15 protein-coding genes are annotated in these 15,051 nt (G+C 41.3%); 4 read left to right on the top strand and 11 right to left on the bottom strand.

Annotated features, from left to right (window positions below):
• Nucleotides 1-24: 24 nt before the first annotated feature.
• From speD to BW139_RS09315, 8 genes are all read right to left on the bottom strand, one after another.
• Nucleotides 25-837 (bottom strand): adenosylmethionine decarboxylase, encoded by an 813-nt coding sequence (gene speD / locus BW139_RS09280; protein ID WP_008468810.1) that lies wholly within the window; start codon nucleotides 835-837, stop codon nucleotides 25-27.
• A gap of 88 nt (nucleotides 838-925) precedes the next feature.
• Complete coding sequence (locus BW139_RS09285) at nucleotides 926-1,339, bottom strand: OsmC family protein (RefSeq protein ID WP_008108439.1); 414 nt, start codon at nucleotides 1,337-1,339, stop codon at nucleotides 926-928.
• Nucleotides 1,340-1,434: 95 nt separating this feature from the next.
• A complete protein-coding gene (locus tag BW139_RS09290; protein WP_008108438.1) occupies nucleotides 1,435-1,773 on the bottom strand; it encodes a DUF3802 family protein in 339 nt (112 codons plus the stop codon).
• A gap of 143 nt (nucleotides 1,774-1,916) precedes the next feature.
• Nucleotides 1,917-3,386: a succinylglutamate-semialdehyde dehydrogenase gene (astD, locus tag BW139_RS09295; protein ID WP_008108437.1), complete on the bottom strand. Its 1,470-nt coding sequence runs from the start codon at nucleotides 3,384-3,386 to the stop codon at nucleotides 1,917-1,919.
• Nucleotides 3,387-3,401: 15 nt separating this feature from the next.
• Nucleotides 3,402-4,418 carry an arginine N-succinyltransferase gene (astA, locus tag BW139_RS09300; RefSeq protein ID WP_008108436.1) on the bottom strand — a complete coding sequence of 339 codons (1,017 nt, stop codon included), beginning with the start codon at nucleotides 4,416-4,418 and terminating at the stop codon, nucleotides 3,402-3,404.
• 85 nt (nucleotides 4,419-4,503) lie between these two features.
• On the bottom strand, nucleotides 4,504-5,709 hold the full coding sequence (locus tag BW139_RS09305) for an aspartate aminotransferase family protein (protein WP_008108435.1): 1,206 nt from the start codon (nucleotides 5,707-5,709) through the stop codon (nucleotides 4,504-4,506).
• Between the two features lie 370 nt (nucleotides 5,710-6,079).
• Nucleotides 6,080-7,240 (bottom strand): HDOD domain-containing protein, encoded by a 1,161-nt coding sequence (locus BW139_RS09310; protein ID WP_076919450.1) that lies wholly within the window; start codon nucleotides 7,238-7,240, stop codon nucleotides 6,080-6,082.
• A gap of 44 nt (nucleotides 7,241-7,284) precedes the next feature.
• On the bottom strand, nucleotides 7,285-7,866 hold the full coding sequence (locus tag BW139_RS09315; protein ID WP_076919451.1) for an aminodeoxychorismate/anthranilate synthase component II: 582 nt from the start codon (nucleotides 7,864-7,866) through the stop codon (nucleotides 7,285-7,287).
• A 241-nt stretch (nucleotides 7,867-8,107) separates the two neighbouring features.
• Here BW139_RS09315 and BW139_RS09320 point away from each other — a divergent pair, with 241 nt between their 5' ends.
• The 3 genes from BW139_RS09320 to glpD all read left to right on the top strand — a co-directional run bounded on the left by BW139_RS09320 (nucleotide 8,108) and on the right by glpD (nucleotide 11,521).
• Nucleotides 8,108-8,350 (top strand): YdcH family protein, encoded by a 243-nt coding sequence (locus BW139_RS09320; RefSeq protein ID WP_076919452.1) that lies wholly within the window; start codon nucleotides 8,108-8,110, stop codon nucleotides 8,348-8,350.
• Nucleotides 8,351-8,518: 168 nt separating this feature from the next.
• Complete coding sequence (gene glpK / locus BW139_RS09325) at nucleotides 8,519-10,024, top strand: glycerol kinase GlpK (RefSeq protein WP_076919453.1); 1,506 nt, start codon at nucleotides 8,519-8,521, stop codon at nucleotides 10,022-10,024.
• A gap of 6 nt (nucleotides 10,025-10,030) precedes the next feature.
• Nucleotides 10,031-11,521 carry a glycerol-3-phosphate dehydrogenase gene (glpD, locus tag BW139_RS09330; protein ID WP_076919454.1) on the top strand — a complete coding sequence of 497 codons (1,491 nt, stop codon included), beginning with the start codon at nucleotides 10,031-10,033 and terminating at the stop codon, nucleotides 11,519-11,521.
• Between the two features lie 283 nt (nucleotides 11,522-11,804).
• On the opposite strand, the gene BW139_RS09335 is transcribed toward glpD, so the two are convergent.
• Nucleotides 11,805-12,203: a thioesterase family protein gene (locus BW139_RS09335; protein ID WP_008108428.1), complete on the bottom strand. Its 399-nt coding sequence runs from the start codon at nucleotides 12,201-12,203 to the stop codon at nucleotides 11,805-11,807.
• A 30-nt stretch (nucleotides 12,204-12,233) separates the two neighbouring features.
• Between BW139_RS09335 and BW139_RS09340 the strand changes: the two genes are divergently transcribed.
• The gene (locus tag BW139_RS09340; RefSeq protein WP_076919455.1) at nucleotides 12,234-12,938 is read left to right on the top strand and encodes a 2OG-Fe(II) oxygenase; all 705 of its coding nucleotides are present in this window, start codon (nucleotides 12,234-12,236) and stop codon (nucleotides 12,936-12,938) included.
• Between the two features lie 192 nt (nucleotides 12,939-13,130).
• Here BW139_RS09340 and BW139_RS09345 read toward each other — a convergent pair whose 3' ends face one another.
• Nucleotides 13,131-14,363, bottom strand: a complete 1,233-nt coding sequence (locus tag BW139_RS09345) for a cysteine desulfurase-like protein (protein WP_076919456.1) — start codon at nucleotides 14,361-14,363, stop codon at nucleotides 13,131-13,133.
• Nucleotides 14,364-14,373: 10 nt separating this feature from the next.
• Nucleotides 14,374-15,006, bottom strand: a complete 633-nt coding sequence (locus BW139_RS09350) for a 2OG-Fe dioxygenase family protein (protein WP_076919457.1) — start codon at nucleotides 15,004-15,006, stop codon at nucleotides 14,374-14,376.
• Between the last annotated feature and the right edge of the window lie 45 nt (nucleotides 15,007-15,051).

Raw genomic sequence — 15,051 nt, forward strand, 5'->3', positions numbered from 1 at the left:
CCATTTTTATTTAATGCGTTGCTATTATTCTGTATCTGGCAGATTACGGCCATAGAATATTTCCTGCATTTCACGCGTCAGTTTTGAACGAATTTCTTCTTCTTCATCATCTGACAAATCATCTGTAGAAATACCAAATAAATAGGTGTTTAAATCGGTTTCTTTTAACATCATTTTGGTGTGGAACAGATTTTCTTGATACACGTTCACGTCCATCATTTGGTACGCTTCTTTGGTATCTTCTGTCATGAAGTTTTGAATCGAATTAATTGCATGATCAATGTAATGTTTAACGCCGTTTACATCACGGGTAAAGCCACGTACACGGTAATCAATCGTTACCACATCAGACTCAAGACTATGAATTAAGAAGTTTAACGCTTTAAGTGGTGAAATAATGCCACAGGTTGATACTTCAATATCCGCACGGAAAGTACAAATGCCATCATCAGGGTGTGCTTCAGGGTATGTGTGAACGCATATATGGCTTTTATCAAGGTGTGCAACCACTGAGTCAGGTAATGGTCCTGGCGCTTCATCAGCATCATAATTTTGCTGCTCTTCTACCGGCTCTTCTGAAACTAAAATAGTTACGCTGGCACCTTGTGGCTCGTAATCTTGACGTGCAACGTTTAATATATTGGCACCAATAATATCAACCACATCGCCTAAAATGTCGGTTAGTCTATCTGCACTATACTGCTCATCGATATATTCTATGTATTCTTTACGTTGTTGCTCTGTTTTTGCATAGCAAATATCGTAAATACTAAAGCTTAAGCTTTTGGTTAAATTATTAAAGCCATGAAGTTTAAGTTTATCGAAGGGTTTGTTCATAATAAACCAACCTATAAATTAGTGAAATCTGCACCTGCAGAATGAAAAGTTCGCGGATTTTATACGAATTTCACTCACGGAAAAAGCGTTATTTTCCCTGATCTTGAACAACTTCGTGGCTATGAGTAATTTCTACTGTTTTATCAAGCATTAATGCAACAGAACAATACTTTTCAGCGGAAAGCGAAACCGCTCGTTCTAAGTGTTTTTCAGAGACATTATTACCAGTTACAACAAAGTGTAAATTAATTTTAGTGAACACGCGCGGGGCTGTTTCTGCTCGCTCAGCAGTTAACTGCACATCAACTGATGAGAAGTCTTGTTTGGTTTTTTTTAAAATGCTAACAACATCAACCGAGGAACAACCACCAACAGACATCAGTACCATTTCCATTGGACTCGGTGCAGCTCCATCACTGCCCGCATCAAATACCACATTATGGTTGCTGTTAGAGCGACCTATATACGTATTACCTTCAACCCATTTTACATTTGCTTGCATTGTTTTATCTCAATAATTTATATTCATTACACGCAAACACTCACGCGCATTTAAAATTTAATAGCGAATAAAGCGTGGTTTTTAAAGGGGGACTATTAATTAATTGCGTTATCAAATAAGTTTTTGACTAGCCCAGCAAACTCGTCAATAAAAGCATGCTGTTCGACTGTAACAGTGTGGGAAGTCACACTACTAAGTACTTCTTGTAAATCGTAAACAATACCATCAACTTCGCGTACAATTTGGCTACGTTGCTCAGTAGAAAGGTCAGGATGCTGTTGGCAAATGAGTATCACATTTTCGGCAATGACATCTTCAATTAACTCAATAACGGTTGGTGCGCCGGGCTTTATTTCGCCTGGTTTCTCAAACATCGCTAAATTCTGAGTTAGGTACATTATTAAATCATCGTACCCTTGCCTGTTTAAAACCATTGTTTATTTACCTCGCAATTACTGATGCTTAATTTAAGCAGAAAGCACTGATAATTGCTAGCTTTGTGAGATTGCAATACAAAAAAAGCAGCCGAAGCTGCTTTTATACTAATTAAGTCGTACTTAACTAACGTTCAGAGTACTTAATCTATTTTTAAGCCTGGGCTTAATGTTGCCGGCATGGTTACTTTTTCAAGCTCCACAGACGCAACAGGGTATGCACAGTAATCGGCAGCGTAATAAGCGCTTGCTCTGTGATTCCCTGAGGCACCAATACCACCAAACGGTGCAGCACTTGATGCACCTGTAATTGGGCGGTTCCAGTTAACAATACCCGCACGAATACGACGTAAGAAATGATCGTAATCAGCTTGGTTATCACTTAGTAAACCTGCTGATAAACCAAAGCTAGTGTCGTTTGCTTTATCAATCGCTTGGTCAAAATCGTCAAAGCGGAATACTTTTAAAAGTGGACCAAAATGCTCTTCATCTGGGAAGTCATTAATATTTGTACACTCAATAATACCCGGTGTAACAAAACCTGTATTTGCTGTGTGCTCAAGCTCAACTAATACTTCTCCACCCATGGCTTTTAACTCATCTTGTGCTTTAACCATACCAGCCGCTGCGGCCGCTGATATCATTGAGCCCATAAATGGTTGATCAGCGTCGTCGTAGTTACCAACTTTAATTGCCTTAGTCGCTGTAATTAAGCGCGCTAAAATTTCATCGCCTTTAGCACCTGTTGGTAAAAACAGTTTACGCGCACACGTACAACGTTGGCCGCTTGAGATAAACGCAGACTGCACAATATCATGCACTACAGCGAGGGTATCTTCTGCATCTTTAACGATTAGCGGATTATTACCACCCATTTCGAGTGCTAAAATCTTGCCTGGTTGACCTGCGAACTGTTCATGTAAAATATGACCCGTACGTGAAGACCCAGTAAAGAATAAACCATCAATGCCTTTGTGTGACGCCAATGCTTTACCTGTTTCTACTTCACCTTGTACTAAGTTAATAACCCCTGCTGGTAAACCGGCTTTTTCCCATAGTTTAAGGGTTAGCTCAGCCACCATAGGTGTAAGTTCAGAGGGTTTAAATACCACAGTATTACCAGCTAAAAGTGCAGGTACAATGTGGCCATTTGGTAAGTGCCCAGGGAAGTTATAAGGACCAAATACAGCAACAACACCATGTGGCTTATGACGGATCATCGCACGACCTTGCGGCATGGCGTTTTCAACATCACCTGTACGATCTAAAAATGCTTTTTCAGCAATGGCAATTTTACCTACCATAGCGCCCGCTTCAGTACGTGTTTCCCAAAGTGGTTTACCTGTTTCTTGTGCAATAGCAACCGCTAGCTCTTCACTGTGCTCTTTTAATGTTGCAGCAAAGGTTTTTACAATTTCTAAACGCTCACTAAAGCTTTTATCAGCCCAGCTATAAAATGCTTCACGTGCTGATGCTACAGCGCTATCTACTTGCTCTGCGCTTGCAGCTGATGCCTGCCAAATAACGTCGTTATTTGCAGGGTTAACTGAATTAAATTCTGTGCCTTGGCCTTGTGACCATTGACCATTAATAAATTGTGCAGGATGAGTCATATACTTTCTCCTAAATTAAACTGGGGTAGCAGTAACAAAATCGCCCGATTTTAAATGTAATGCATCAGCAAGTTCTTGCGTAAGCACCAGGCTATTAGAACGCGAATCAAATGCCATTGGCGCTACGGTTGCTCTAAAGTCTTCAAGCTTATCATTGGCTAGTAATACCATGGTATCGCCTGTCATCTCGCCAATTTCAACACTAAAGTTTTGTGCATTACGAATGGTGGCAATGTTATCTACTTTTGCTTCAACGGTTGGACCCGCATCAAAAATGTCAACGTAACCATTAAAGGTAAAGCCTTCGCTTTTTAATAACTGAATAGCTGGGCGCGTATTATCGTGTACTTGACCAATAACCGCTTGCGCTTCTTTACTCAATAAATTGACGTAAATTGGGTATTTAGGCATTAACTCAGCAATAAACACTTTTTGCCCGATTCCCGTCAGATAATCTGCCGTTGGGAAATCCATTGAGAAAAAGTGTTCTTCAAGCCATTGCCAAAATGGGCTACTGCCGTTTTCGTCAGATACGCCACGCATTTCTGCGATAACGGTTTGTGCAAAGCGTTGCTGATGTTGTTTTATAAACATAAAGCGTGCTTTTGAAAGCAGCTTACCGTTACAGTTTTTACGATAACCATCTTTTAAAAACAGTGTACACAGCTCTGTAGCCCCAGTGTAGTCGTTACAAAGGGTGAGAATATCTACCGCTTTATATACATCTAGCGTGCGCGAAGAGTGAATCACTTTACTCAAATGGTAATGATAAAATGCGTCATCTAAGCCAACTGCCGCTTCAATACCTGAAGTACCAACTACTTCGCCAGTTTCAGTGTCTTCAAGTACAAATAAGTACCCTTCATCACCGGGTTGTGACGTGGTTTTTGTAAATGAATTAACAGAATGTGCAATCTTCTTTTGTAATAACTCTTCGTTATTAGGTAAAGAAGTAAAGCCATGTCCCGACTCGTCGGCGATGGTTACTAAAGCTGCATAATCACTTTTTTGGATTGGGCGAAGGATCATCATGAATCCGCTTACTCCCTTATATATAACGGTAAATAGGAACTGCAAGGGCAAACAATGTTTGCCCTTAGAGAAGTTAAATTAGCGATTACGCATTTACAACGTGGGCTACTGCTTTTTCAAAGCGTGCCATACCTTCGCGAATATCAGCTTCTGGTATTACCAAAGATGGAGTAAAACGAACCACATCAGCACCTGCCACAAGTGACATTAAGCCATGCTCAGTACCCGCAACTAAAAACTCTTTAGCGCGTCCTTTGTACTGCTCATTTACTACGGCACCGATTAATAAACCTTGGCCACGAATTTCACTAAATACGTGGTACTTTTCGTTGATCGCATTAAGTAGCTCGGTAAATAACGCCGCTTTTGCTTTAACGCCCGCTAATACTTCTGGATTATTCACAGTATCAAATGCGGCTTCTGCAACAGCACAAGCTAGTGGGTTACCGCCGTAAGTAGAACCATGAGTACCTACTTTAAGGTGCTGTGCAATTTCAGTGGTTGTTAGCATGGCGCCAATTGGGAAACCACCACCGAGTGCTTTTGCTGAGGTTAAAATGTCAGGAACTACGTTTAAACCTTGGTATGCGTAAAGCTCACCTGTACGACCAACACCTGATTGCACTTCATCAAAAATAAGCAGTGCATTGTGCTTAGTACATAAATCACGAACGCCTTGTGCAAATTCGTCAGTTGGCGAGATAATACCGCCTTCACCTTGAATTGGCTCCATCATTACTGCACAGGTATTGTCACTGATCAGTGCTTCAAATGCGGCAAGATCATTGTAGTCACAATGAACAATATCACCAGGCTTAGGACCAAAACCGTCAGAGTAAGCTGCTTGACCGCCTACAGTAACCGTGAAGAAGGTACGACCGTGAAAACCTTTGTTAAAAGCAATAATTTGCGATTTTTCTGCGCCAAATTTATCAAGCGCAAAACGACGTGCTAATTTAAGTGCCGCTTCGTTTGCTTCTGCGCCTGAGTTTGCAAAGTAAACTTTTTCTGCAAAGGTCGCATCAACCATTTTTTTAGCTAGACGCAATGCTGGCTCGTTGGTCATTACATTTGATAAATGCCAAATTTTTTCGCCTTGCTCTTTTAATGCACCTACTAATGCAGGATGGCAATGGCCAAGACAGTTAACGGCAATACCACCAGCAAAGTCGATAAACTCTCGTCCTTGTTGATCCCATACACGAGAACCTTCGCCTCGAACTGGAATTACGCTTGAAGGTGCGTAGTTAGGAACCATTACGTGATCAAATAATTCGCGATTGACTGTCATTTTATTTCCTCTTAATTGTGTGCATCACAAAGCAGTAGAATAGGGGTGTGATTATTGTTAATAACCAAATGTGTCGGCAAAAAATAATAGCTATGTATTTGCCTGAAACTACGTTGTGGTTCAATTTTCAGGCGCTCATTATTTCAGAAATTTAGGGTTATGTCTCTTCAAAAACTTTCATGTACCCCTTTAAAATAAAGGGCTTAAGATATTATTTCATAGATAGTGAATAACTATTTGAGAGCTAATAATGATGTGCATTTACCTTAGTCAGCGCCTCTACAACGAAAAAAGCATAGCGCTTATAAACCAACTGCACATGAATAAGTAGAATTAAAGTGAATGAATAGTCGCAAAAAAATTAACAGATTTAATCGATTTGAAGTGCCAAATTAGTAAAATTAGCTGTTTGTAAGGTCTCTAACTCTTTTTTTGTAAACTTATAATAGCTAAACCAGCTTTGTAATTCATCGTCTTCAATAAGCTGGTGCTCTTTTAAATTTAAGTACTGAGAGTAGCAGCGAGCTTTTAAAATTACTTGCGATAATGGCAATAAGCTATCACCTTTTTCTGTCCCATTCACTAACTGCTGCATAACAGTGTTAAAGGGTAAGTATTTAAATGACATGGTTTCAATCACCTTGGCGCTAACAAGCAGTGATTTTTCATTCAGCAATGTCGTTAAAAATAGCGGGTCAGGTTTTAACTCCAACAACGCAGTGTGTAGGTTTTTGTCACCTTCTTCACGAGCACGCTGTATTTTGCGTTGCCATACTTGCTCAAACACTTTTAAGTATAAGCGCACTAAGGCAATTTGCCCCACATTTAATAACATGCCTAAGGTAAATGCATGCATGGGATTTAACCCATTAAGCTGCGCTAGAGTTTGTGCCGCAATAGCACATGACATAGTATTGTCTTTTAACCTGCGCTTTAATAGCGGAAATGGTGCGGTACTGTTTGGCATCCAATGGCGCACTGCAAAAGTAGGCACTACCAGTTGCAGGTTGTCTAAGCCTAAATAACGTAATGCCAATGCTGGGGTATCTACTTTGACTGAGGTGCCTTTACTGCGTTGCTTACGATAAAAAGGTAAATTAACTAAGGTAACCAGCTCTCGTCCAAGCCAGTTTAAATCGTTAATTAGCGGCTCTAAACGACCGACCGATGCCGCACGAGTTGCAAGAATATCAAGTATTGCGGGCACATTGTCATCTATGCCAATAGTGTCTTTGATAACAGAATCTATGTCTTCAAGGCGCTTGGCCATCACGGTCTCAATAACCGTATGTAATTTTTGACTGGTTTTTGCCTGCAACTTTTGATGTGAAGTGCTTTTTTGTTGACGCTTTTGCTGCGCAGCCACTTCAACTTCTAATAAGGTACGATTTTTAACCGGTTTACCATCATTGAGATCTAAGGTATGAATAAAGCCTATTTGCTGGTTGGCAAAACTATGACCCAGTAGCAAATCATGCGCTCGTTGATGTAGCACGTTAACAATACGCTGTTGCTGCAATGTGTCGGTCATAAGCTCTATCTTAGGGAAAAAGTAAATAGCTTGCAGGTATAAGCCTAGAAGCGTGTTAAAAAGTTATCAAGTAAAGCTAAGCCTTGCTCTGTCAAAATTGCTTCAGGATGAAATTGCACGCCTTCGAGTGCGAGCTCGTTATGTAATAATCCCATAATTTCATCACGCTGCCCAGTGTTGCTTTGCGTCCACGCTGTGACTTCTAGCGCTTTAGGCAATGAGTGTGCTTCCACAATTAAAGAATGGTAGCGGCACACTGTCAGCGGGTTAGGTAAACCTTTAAACATACCTTGATGCTGATGATATATTGGCGATGTTTTGCCATGCATCACCTGTTTAGCTCGCACTACTTTCCCGCCGAGTACCTGAGCAATCGTTTGATGCCCTAGGCAAATACCTAATATAGGATAAGTTCCTTTAAATTGCTCCACCACAGATAACGAAACCCCAGCCTCACTAGGGCTTTTAGGGCCTGGAGAAATAACAATGTGATCGGGGTTTAACTGTTTAATTTCGCTCAATGTTATTTGGTCGTTACGTTTTACCAACACTTCTTGATCTAATCGTTGAAAATACTGTACCAAATTGTAGGTAAACGAATCGTAGTTATCGATCATTAAAAGCATGTAATAGAGTACTCAAAGTAATTAGGAATTGCAGGCATATTCTAACTGAAGGCTTTGCAGGTGTCAGTGTTTTGCAGCCCAGCAAATACAAATAGCCGACTTACAATCAGCAATGGTTGATTTATTTTAAATCAGCCCAAGCTCTATTGTATGAGTAATTGGGCAGTCACAGACTATCTATAAATAAAGTGACCTGCATTATTCAACAGAGTATTAAATACGTATAAGCAAGGAGTAACCTATGTTAGGCGAAGACCATTCATTAACTAAAGACTTTCCTGATTACACGCAAACTATTGCAAAACTCAATGCAAATGATGAAAACTTTGCAACCAAAGCAAAACAATATAATGAAATCGATAAAGAAATTCGGGTACTTGAGCTACAAGATTCACCTATCGATGACGACGCTATGCAGCAGCTAAAGCATGACAGAATGATATTGAAAGATTGGTTACATCAACAATTAACGGCTGCTAATTAATTGCTATTACTTGGCGTCTATTAAGTAATAGGCGCCAAAATTAAATTTTCATTTCCCCTTTCCTACCCTATGCTAATCATAACTTTAACCATCATGGTGCAAAAGCATTGCTATTTACTTAGCTTAAAGACAAGCTATCTTTATCTAAATTAAACAACGTTATTTTTTATGGCTAAATACTTACTCTCGATTGATCAAGGAACAACAAGCTCTCGGGCTATTTTATATACCCAAGATGCACAGGTGCTAGGGAGCGCTCAACAAACCTTTCCTCAGCATTTTGTAAAAAATGGTTGGGTTGAACACGATCCTGTAGATATTTGGCAAACTGTATTAACCAGCGTTAAAAACCTCTTAGCGCAGCAACGAGTGACTGCCGCCGATATAATTGCCATCGGCATTGCTAATCAGCGAGAGACCACTTTAGTGTGGAATAAAAAAACTGGGCAACCTATTTATAACGCGATTGTGTGGCAAGATCGACGCACCAGTGAATATTGCGATAGTTTACGTCATGCTGGGCATACACAAATGGTGAATGATAAAACCGGTTTAGTACTCGACCCTTACTTTTCTGCAACCAAAATCCATTGGATTTTAGATAACGTCACCGGCGCCAAAGAGCAAGCACACGCAGGCGAACTGGCCTTTGGCACTGTTGATAGTTACCTACTATGGCAACTCACTAACGGGAAAGCTCATAAAACCGATGCCACCAATGCCTCACGAACTTTACTGTTTAATATTCATCAGCAATGCTGGGATGAAGAGTTGATGGCTTTATTTGATATTCCACTGACTATGTTACCTGAGGTAATGGACTCAGCGGCTGATTTTGGAATGACAAGCAGCGAGTTGTTCGGTGGTGAAGTTCCTATTTGTGGTATTGCTGGCGATCAGCAAGCCGCTTTAATTGGTCAAGCCTGTTTTGAAGAAGGTATGGCAAAAAGTACCTACGGTACGGGCTGCTTTTTAATGCTTAACACTGGTGAAAAAGCGCTTAAGTCAAATAACCGTTTATTAACCACTCTTGCATATCGGCTCAACGGCAAACCAACCTATGCAATTGAAGGCAGCATTTTTATGGCAGGTGCCACCATGCAATGGATAGTAGAAGGCTTAAAGTTATTAGAAAATGCGGGAGAAAGTGAAGCGCTTGTCAAAGATGTTCCTTTAGATCATGGGGTGTTTTTAGTCCCCTCGTTTACCGGCTTAGGTGCGCCCTATTGGGATGCAAATGCAAGAGGTGCTATTTTAGGCCTAACCCGAGACTCAGGCATTAGCACCATTGTGGCAGCCGCCTTACAGTCAGTGGGTTATCAAACCAAAGATTTACAAAAAGCTATGGAGGGTGACGGGCTTCGTCCTAGTATTTTAAGAGTTGATGGCGGCATGGCAAACAATAATTGGGCCATGGCATTTTTAGCTAACATTTTAGGTGCCAGTGTTGAGCGCCCAACCTTAACTGAAACCACTTCATTGGGGGTTGCCTACTTAGCAGGCCTACAAACTGGGGTTTATAAATCAACGGCGCAGCTTGCCAGCATGTGGAAAAGCGATCGTCGCTTTGAACCCACCATGAGCAGTGAAGAGCGCAACGATTTATATGCAAAGTGGCTACATTGCATTGCACAAGTTAGACTTTCTAATAGCACTGACGACGAGAGTGACTAAGAATCTATGAGCGTACACGATAACGAATATGACTTACTCATTATTGGCGGCGGCATTAACGGCGCTGGCATTGCTGCCGATGCCAGTGGTCGTGGCTTAAAAGTACTCTTATGTGAGCAGAACGATTTAGCCTCTGCCACCTCCTCTAATAGCAGCAAACTTATTCATGGCGGGCTTCGCTATTTAGAGAATTATCAATTTAGATTGGTAAGAGAGGCCTTGCGTGAGCGTGAAGTACTGTTAAAAAAAGCACCGCATATTATGTGGCCACTGTCTTTTCGACTGCCGCATCAAACACATTTACGATCGCCATGGATGATTCGTCTGGGGTTATTTATTTACGACCACCTAACCAAGCGTAATACTTTACCTGCTTCAAAGGCGATTGAGTTTAACAGCGATAGCGTTCTTAACAGTAGCATTACCCAAGGCTTTGAATATGCAGACGGCTGGGTTGATGACGCACGTTTAGTGATTTTAAACGCACAAGCAGCGCATAATTTGGGTGCCACCATTGCAACACGCACGCGCTGTATTAAAGCCATCCGTAACGCAGACTATTGGGATGTGATTTTAGAGCAACAAGCCAGCAAACAACACCTAAACATTAAGGCTAAAAGTGTTGTAAATGCTGCAGGCCCTTGGGTAGCATCATTATTTGAAGATGTATTTACCCTGCCCACACCACATACTGTTCGTCTTGTGAAAGGCAGTCATATTGTGGTGCCTCGAATTCATAGCCAGCCAGTTGCCTATATTTTACAAAATGAAGATAACCGTATTGTATTTGTGATTCCTTATGAGCAAGATTACTCACTGATTGGCACCACGGATGAAGAGTACATCGGCGATATTACTGATGTAAAAATTAGTGAGCAAGAAATCGAGTACCTGATCAGTATTACTAATCATTACTTTAAAAAGCCAATAAGCGAAGCAGATATTGTGCACACGTTCAGTGGCGTGCGCCCGCTGTTAGATGACAAATCAACAGATGCCCAAGCGGTCACCCGCGATTACAAACTGATATTAAATAATGAGGCTGATCATGCTCCATTATTAAGTGTGTTTGGTGGCAAAATTACCACTTATAGAAAGCTTGCAGAAAATGCCGTCAATAAGTTAGCGCCTTTTTACCCAAAGATGAGTGGCTCGTGGACGAAAAACCCCCCTTTACCAGGCGGCGACTTTAGTAACCAAGCATACCTTATCGCTCAGTTAGAAAGCAGCTATCCTTGGCTGCCAACCGACACCTTAAAAAGAATGGCTCGCAGCTATGGCACGCTTAGTTATCAATTATTGGGTAAAAGCCAAGCAATCGGCGATTTAGGTTATCACTTTGGCCATGGCTTATATGCACAAGAAGTTGATTACTTAGTAAACCATGAATGGGCAAAAAGCAGCGCAGATATACTTTGGCGAAGAACAAAGCTTGGGCTGCGCTTTACTGAAAAACAAGTCATTGCCTTGGGGCAATATTTGACTAGGGCCTGTTGATCTTGCGGATTAAAATTTATTCAAACTAGGGGCTATTTAATCGCGGCGCGAGGTTTGTGACCTAGTGGGCTAAGTAAAAACCGAGCAACAAAGAGTCAATAGACCCTAGGCAGAACCCTTTGGGCAGCGCCTATTTGGCATTGATGCTACGTTATCGCCTATTTATGGGGAATAACCACACTACATAAGCTCTGCCTTGCCTAAATACCAAAAAGACTGCTGTAAATTTAACCTTGAAAGGTCAACAGGCCCTTACACCCTGCTTGCCACAGCTAAGCTGCGATTAACTCGTTGCAACAAGGTGCTGTGTTAATGCAGCTTTTTCATCAGCCGAAAGCATTTGCTTTGTTTTGCTGGCAAAGTCATAACGTACCATGACCGTTTTACCAATAGCGCAACACTTATCTTGCTGCCAGGCTTCTTGGCGGATCACAAATGAGCTATTACCAATCTGCTCTATGCTGGTGTTAATTGTCACCTCATGAGCATAAAATAGCTCGCCGACAAACGACACTTCAACCTTAGCAATAATTAACTTCCAGTTGTGAGGATTAAGATCAGGGGTAAAAAATTTAAAAATAGGTACTCGGGCGGCTTCAAACCAAACAGGGAGTACGGTATTGTTGATGTGTCCGAGTGCATCCGTTTCGCTAAAGCGCGGCATCACTTTTTCAGTAAACATAATAATCCATAATAATTAAACAGGTAACTCATGACGGACTTTATCCGCGTGTATGACAACGCGCTCAGCAGTGACTTTTGTGATAACTTTATCACCACCTTTTCTCAAAGCCCGCATATTAAACAAGGGATGACATCGGGCGGCGTTGATCTTAATAAAAAAGATAGCCACGACCTACACTTAAACAATCATCCTGAATACGCAGAACAATTAAAACATATTCAACAAACCACTGCACAGTATGTTTTTAAATACATTGAAGAACATATTTTTATGATGATTGGGGCATTTGGTTTAAAAGTGTATCACCCAAAAACAGGTCAGCCGGTAGATTTGACTCATGCCAATTATGACGAAGTAGGTAAACCACAACTTCCTTTACTGGTGCAGCAAATTTTTAGGCTCGGTAATATTCAAGCACAAAAATATGAGGTCAATAAAGGGGGCTATCCGTATTGGCATAGTGAGGTGTATCCGCAGTTACAGCATAACGAAGCGTTGCATAGGGTGTTGTTATTTATGTTTTATTTAAATGATGTTGAGGAAGGCGGAGAAACCGAGTTTTATTATCAAAATAAAAAAATAGCCCCTAAAAAAGGCTCCATGGTGGTTGCCCCAGGGTATTTCACGCATACACATAGAGGCAATAAGCCAGTATCAAACGATAAGTATATTTTAACCTCATGGGTTTTGTTTAATCGAGCAGAGCAAATTTATGGAACGCCGCAAAGCTAAAGCGGTCAGCGGTCAGCGGTCAGCGGTCAGCGGTCAGCGGTCAGCGGTCAGCGGTCAGCGGTCAGCGGTCAGCGGTCAGCGGTCAAAAATTAACTAACTGCTGACTACTGTCAAGTATTTGCACTTTAATAAACAATAATTAAAGTGCAGGTTTGCATTAAACTGAAAGCTGACGGCTTATAGCTGACAGCTTCAAATCAGCTCATCAAACAAGTTAAATAGCGTGTCCATTTCTTCTAGGGTGTTGTAATGCATGCAACCAATGCGTACTACGCCGCCCTTATCAAGCACACCAAGTTGTTTGCATAAACCTTGGGCGTAAAAATTACCATCCCATACACATACATGTTGTTTGCCCAAAAATTCAGACACTTGGCGAGGCTCTAACCCTTCAAAGGTTAGTGCAAACGTAGGGGTACGCTCACTTAAGCGTGCTAAGTCATCAATACCAAACAATTTAATACGTGGGTAATTAACCAGGCGTGTTAAAAAGTATTCACTAAGCGCCATCTCGTGTTGCTTCGTTTTTTCAAACGCAACACGCAGTTTTTCTCGGCGTGAGTGACTGTCATTAAGCTCGCTAATGGCCGCAATGTAATCAACCGCTGCAATAAAGCCCGCTAGTGCTTCAAAACTTTGTGTGCCGGTTTCCCAGCGGCCTGGAGCAACATCTTTTGCTGGTTCTACTTTATAAGGTGTAAACCCTTCTAAGTGATCTGTTTTGCCATAAACCATGCCTAAGTGCGGACCAAAAAACTTATATGCAGAACACGCTAAAAAGTCACAATCTAACGCTTGCACATCGATTAGTTCATGAGGGGCATAATGCACAGCATCAACATACACCAATGCACCGACATTGTGAGCAAGCTCTATAATACGTTTAATATCGTTAATAGAGCCTGTGGTATTTGAGGCATAAGTAACGGCAACTAATTTAGTATTACTGTTTAATAGGCTTTCAAAATGCGCCATATCTAAACTGCAATCGGCTTCGTTAATAAGCGCTGTGTTAACCACTGCGCCTTTATCCTCAGCGGCTTGCTGCCAAGACGATACATTTGAAAAATGATCTGCATTGGTCACAATAATTTCATCGCCAGCTTGCCAGTCGCGTGAAATCGCGCGACTAAAGCTAAATGTTAGGCTGGTCATGTTCGGACCAAACACAATATTTTGTGCACTCGGCGCATTTAACAAATCAGCCGCCGCTTGACGCGCATTAGCCATCAGCTCAACCGTTTTGTCACTTGAGAAAAACGCACCGCCCAAGTTTGAATTGTAATGCCCTAAATAAGCGGTCATGGCACTCAGTACCGGCTGGGGTACTTGTGAGCCACCTGGCCCATCTAAAAATACCGGTGACTTGCCATCAACCGTTTGCATTAAAGCGGGAAATTGCGCGCGCAATTGCATTAAATTCATTTTATTTCTCTTAAGCAGTTAGTACAAAACAATCCAGGTAACCTGGTTTGTTAGCATCAATTTTGTTCATTGGCGTGGCGTTATGCCATACCTGACGGTCATTAATTAGTGCAAACATGCCGTCTTTTATTTCCATTTTAAAACACGGTTCTGCTTGTTGGTTTTCATAAACCAATAGCTCACCACCTTCTAAATTTTCATGAGAAACACCACATACGCATACATGGTCAAACCCATCTTGATGCACACCTTCTGGGGCAGCTGGCGTATCGCTATCAATGGCAAGCATTCTAAATTGGTGAATTTCGATATCACGATCTGCATCAATACCGGTAATCGCACAAAATTCGCTAACAATACTTTTCATACCCTCAGACTCAAGCAAGCTTTGCTCTAAATTTTCGTAAGTACGTTCAACATTACCTTGAAAGGTATTAATTGAATCGTCTTGCACAAACGCTTTAGTCGCTTGAAGATTAAGCTCACCATTTTGTAGTTTAACCACTGAATAACGGCGTTTACGAAACGCACCATCTGCATATGGGTTTGCAGGTAAGTTATCAAAAGAAGGCTTAACCAAATCAATGTTGGCTTGGTTAATAAAACGAAGTTGCAGTAAATTCTGGTTGTTTAATGCGGTCATAAAATCCTGCTTATAATAATGATAATATTGGCAGGGATTTTAATG

The organism is Pseudoalteromonas sp. SK18, assembly GCF_001974855.1.
Taxonomy (GTDB): Bacteria; Pseudomonadota; Gammaproteobacteria; order Enterobacterales; family Alteromonadaceae; genus Pseudoalteromonas.

Bases quoted from the DNA above. Each gene is read 5' to 3' on its own strand.
- speD (WP_008468810.1), bottom strand. From the start codon at position 837: ATGAACAAACCCTTCGATAAACTTAAACTTCATGGCTTTAATAATTTA.
- BW139_RS09285 (WP_008108439.1), bottom strand. From the start codon at position 1,339: ATGCAAGCAAATGTAAAATGGGTTGAAGGTAATACGTATATAGGTCGC.
- BW139_RS09290 (WP_008108438.1), bottom strand. From the start codon at position 1,773: ATGGTTTTAAACAGGCAAGGGTACGATGATTTAATAATGTACCTAACT.
- astD (WP_008108437.1), bottom strand. From the start codon at position 3,386: ATGACTCATCCTGCACAATTTATTAATGGTCAATGGTCACAAGGCCAA.
- astA (WP_008108436.1), bottom strand. From the start codon at position 4,418: ATGATGATCCTTCGCCCAATCCAAAAAAGTGATTATGCAGCTTTAGTA.
- BW139_RS09305 (WP_008108435.1), bottom strand. From the start codon at position 5,709: ATGACAGTCAATCGCGAATTATTTGATCACGTAATGGTTCCTAACTAC.
- BW139_RS09310 (WP_076919450.1), bottom strand. From the start codon at position 7,240: ATGACCGACACATTGCAGCAACAGCGTATTGTTAACGTGCTACATCAA.
- BW139_RS09315 (WP_076919451.1), bottom strand. From the start codon at position 7,866: ATGCTTTTAATGATCGATAACTACGATTCGTTTACCTACAATTTGGTA.
- BW139_RS09320 (WP_076919452.1), top strand. From the start codon at position 8,108: ATGTTAGGCGAAGACCATTCATTAACTAAAGACTTTCCTGATTACACG.
- glpK (WP_076919453.1), top strand. From the start codon at position 8,519: ATGGCTAAATACTTACTCTCGATTGATCAAGGAACAACAAGCTCTCGG.
- glpD (WP_076919454.1), top strand. From the start codon at position 10,031: ATGAGCGTACACGATAACGAATATGACTTACTCATTATTGGCGGCGGC.
- BW139_RS09335 (WP_008108428.1), bottom strand. From the start codon at position 12,203: ATGTTTACTGAAAAAGTGATGCCGCGCTTTAGCGAAACGGATGCACTC.
- BW139_RS09340 (WP_076919455.1), top strand. From the start codon at position 12,234: ATGACGGACTTTATCCGCGTGTATGACAACGCGCTCAGCAGTGACTTT.
- BW139_RS09345 (WP_076919456.1), bottom strand. From the start codon at position 14,363: ATGAATTTAATGCAATTGCGCGCGCAATTTCCCGCTTTAATGCAAACG.
- BW139_RS09350 (WP_076919457.1), bottom strand. From the start codon at position 15,006: ATGACCGCATTAAACAACCAGAATTTACTGCAACTTCGTTTTATTAAC.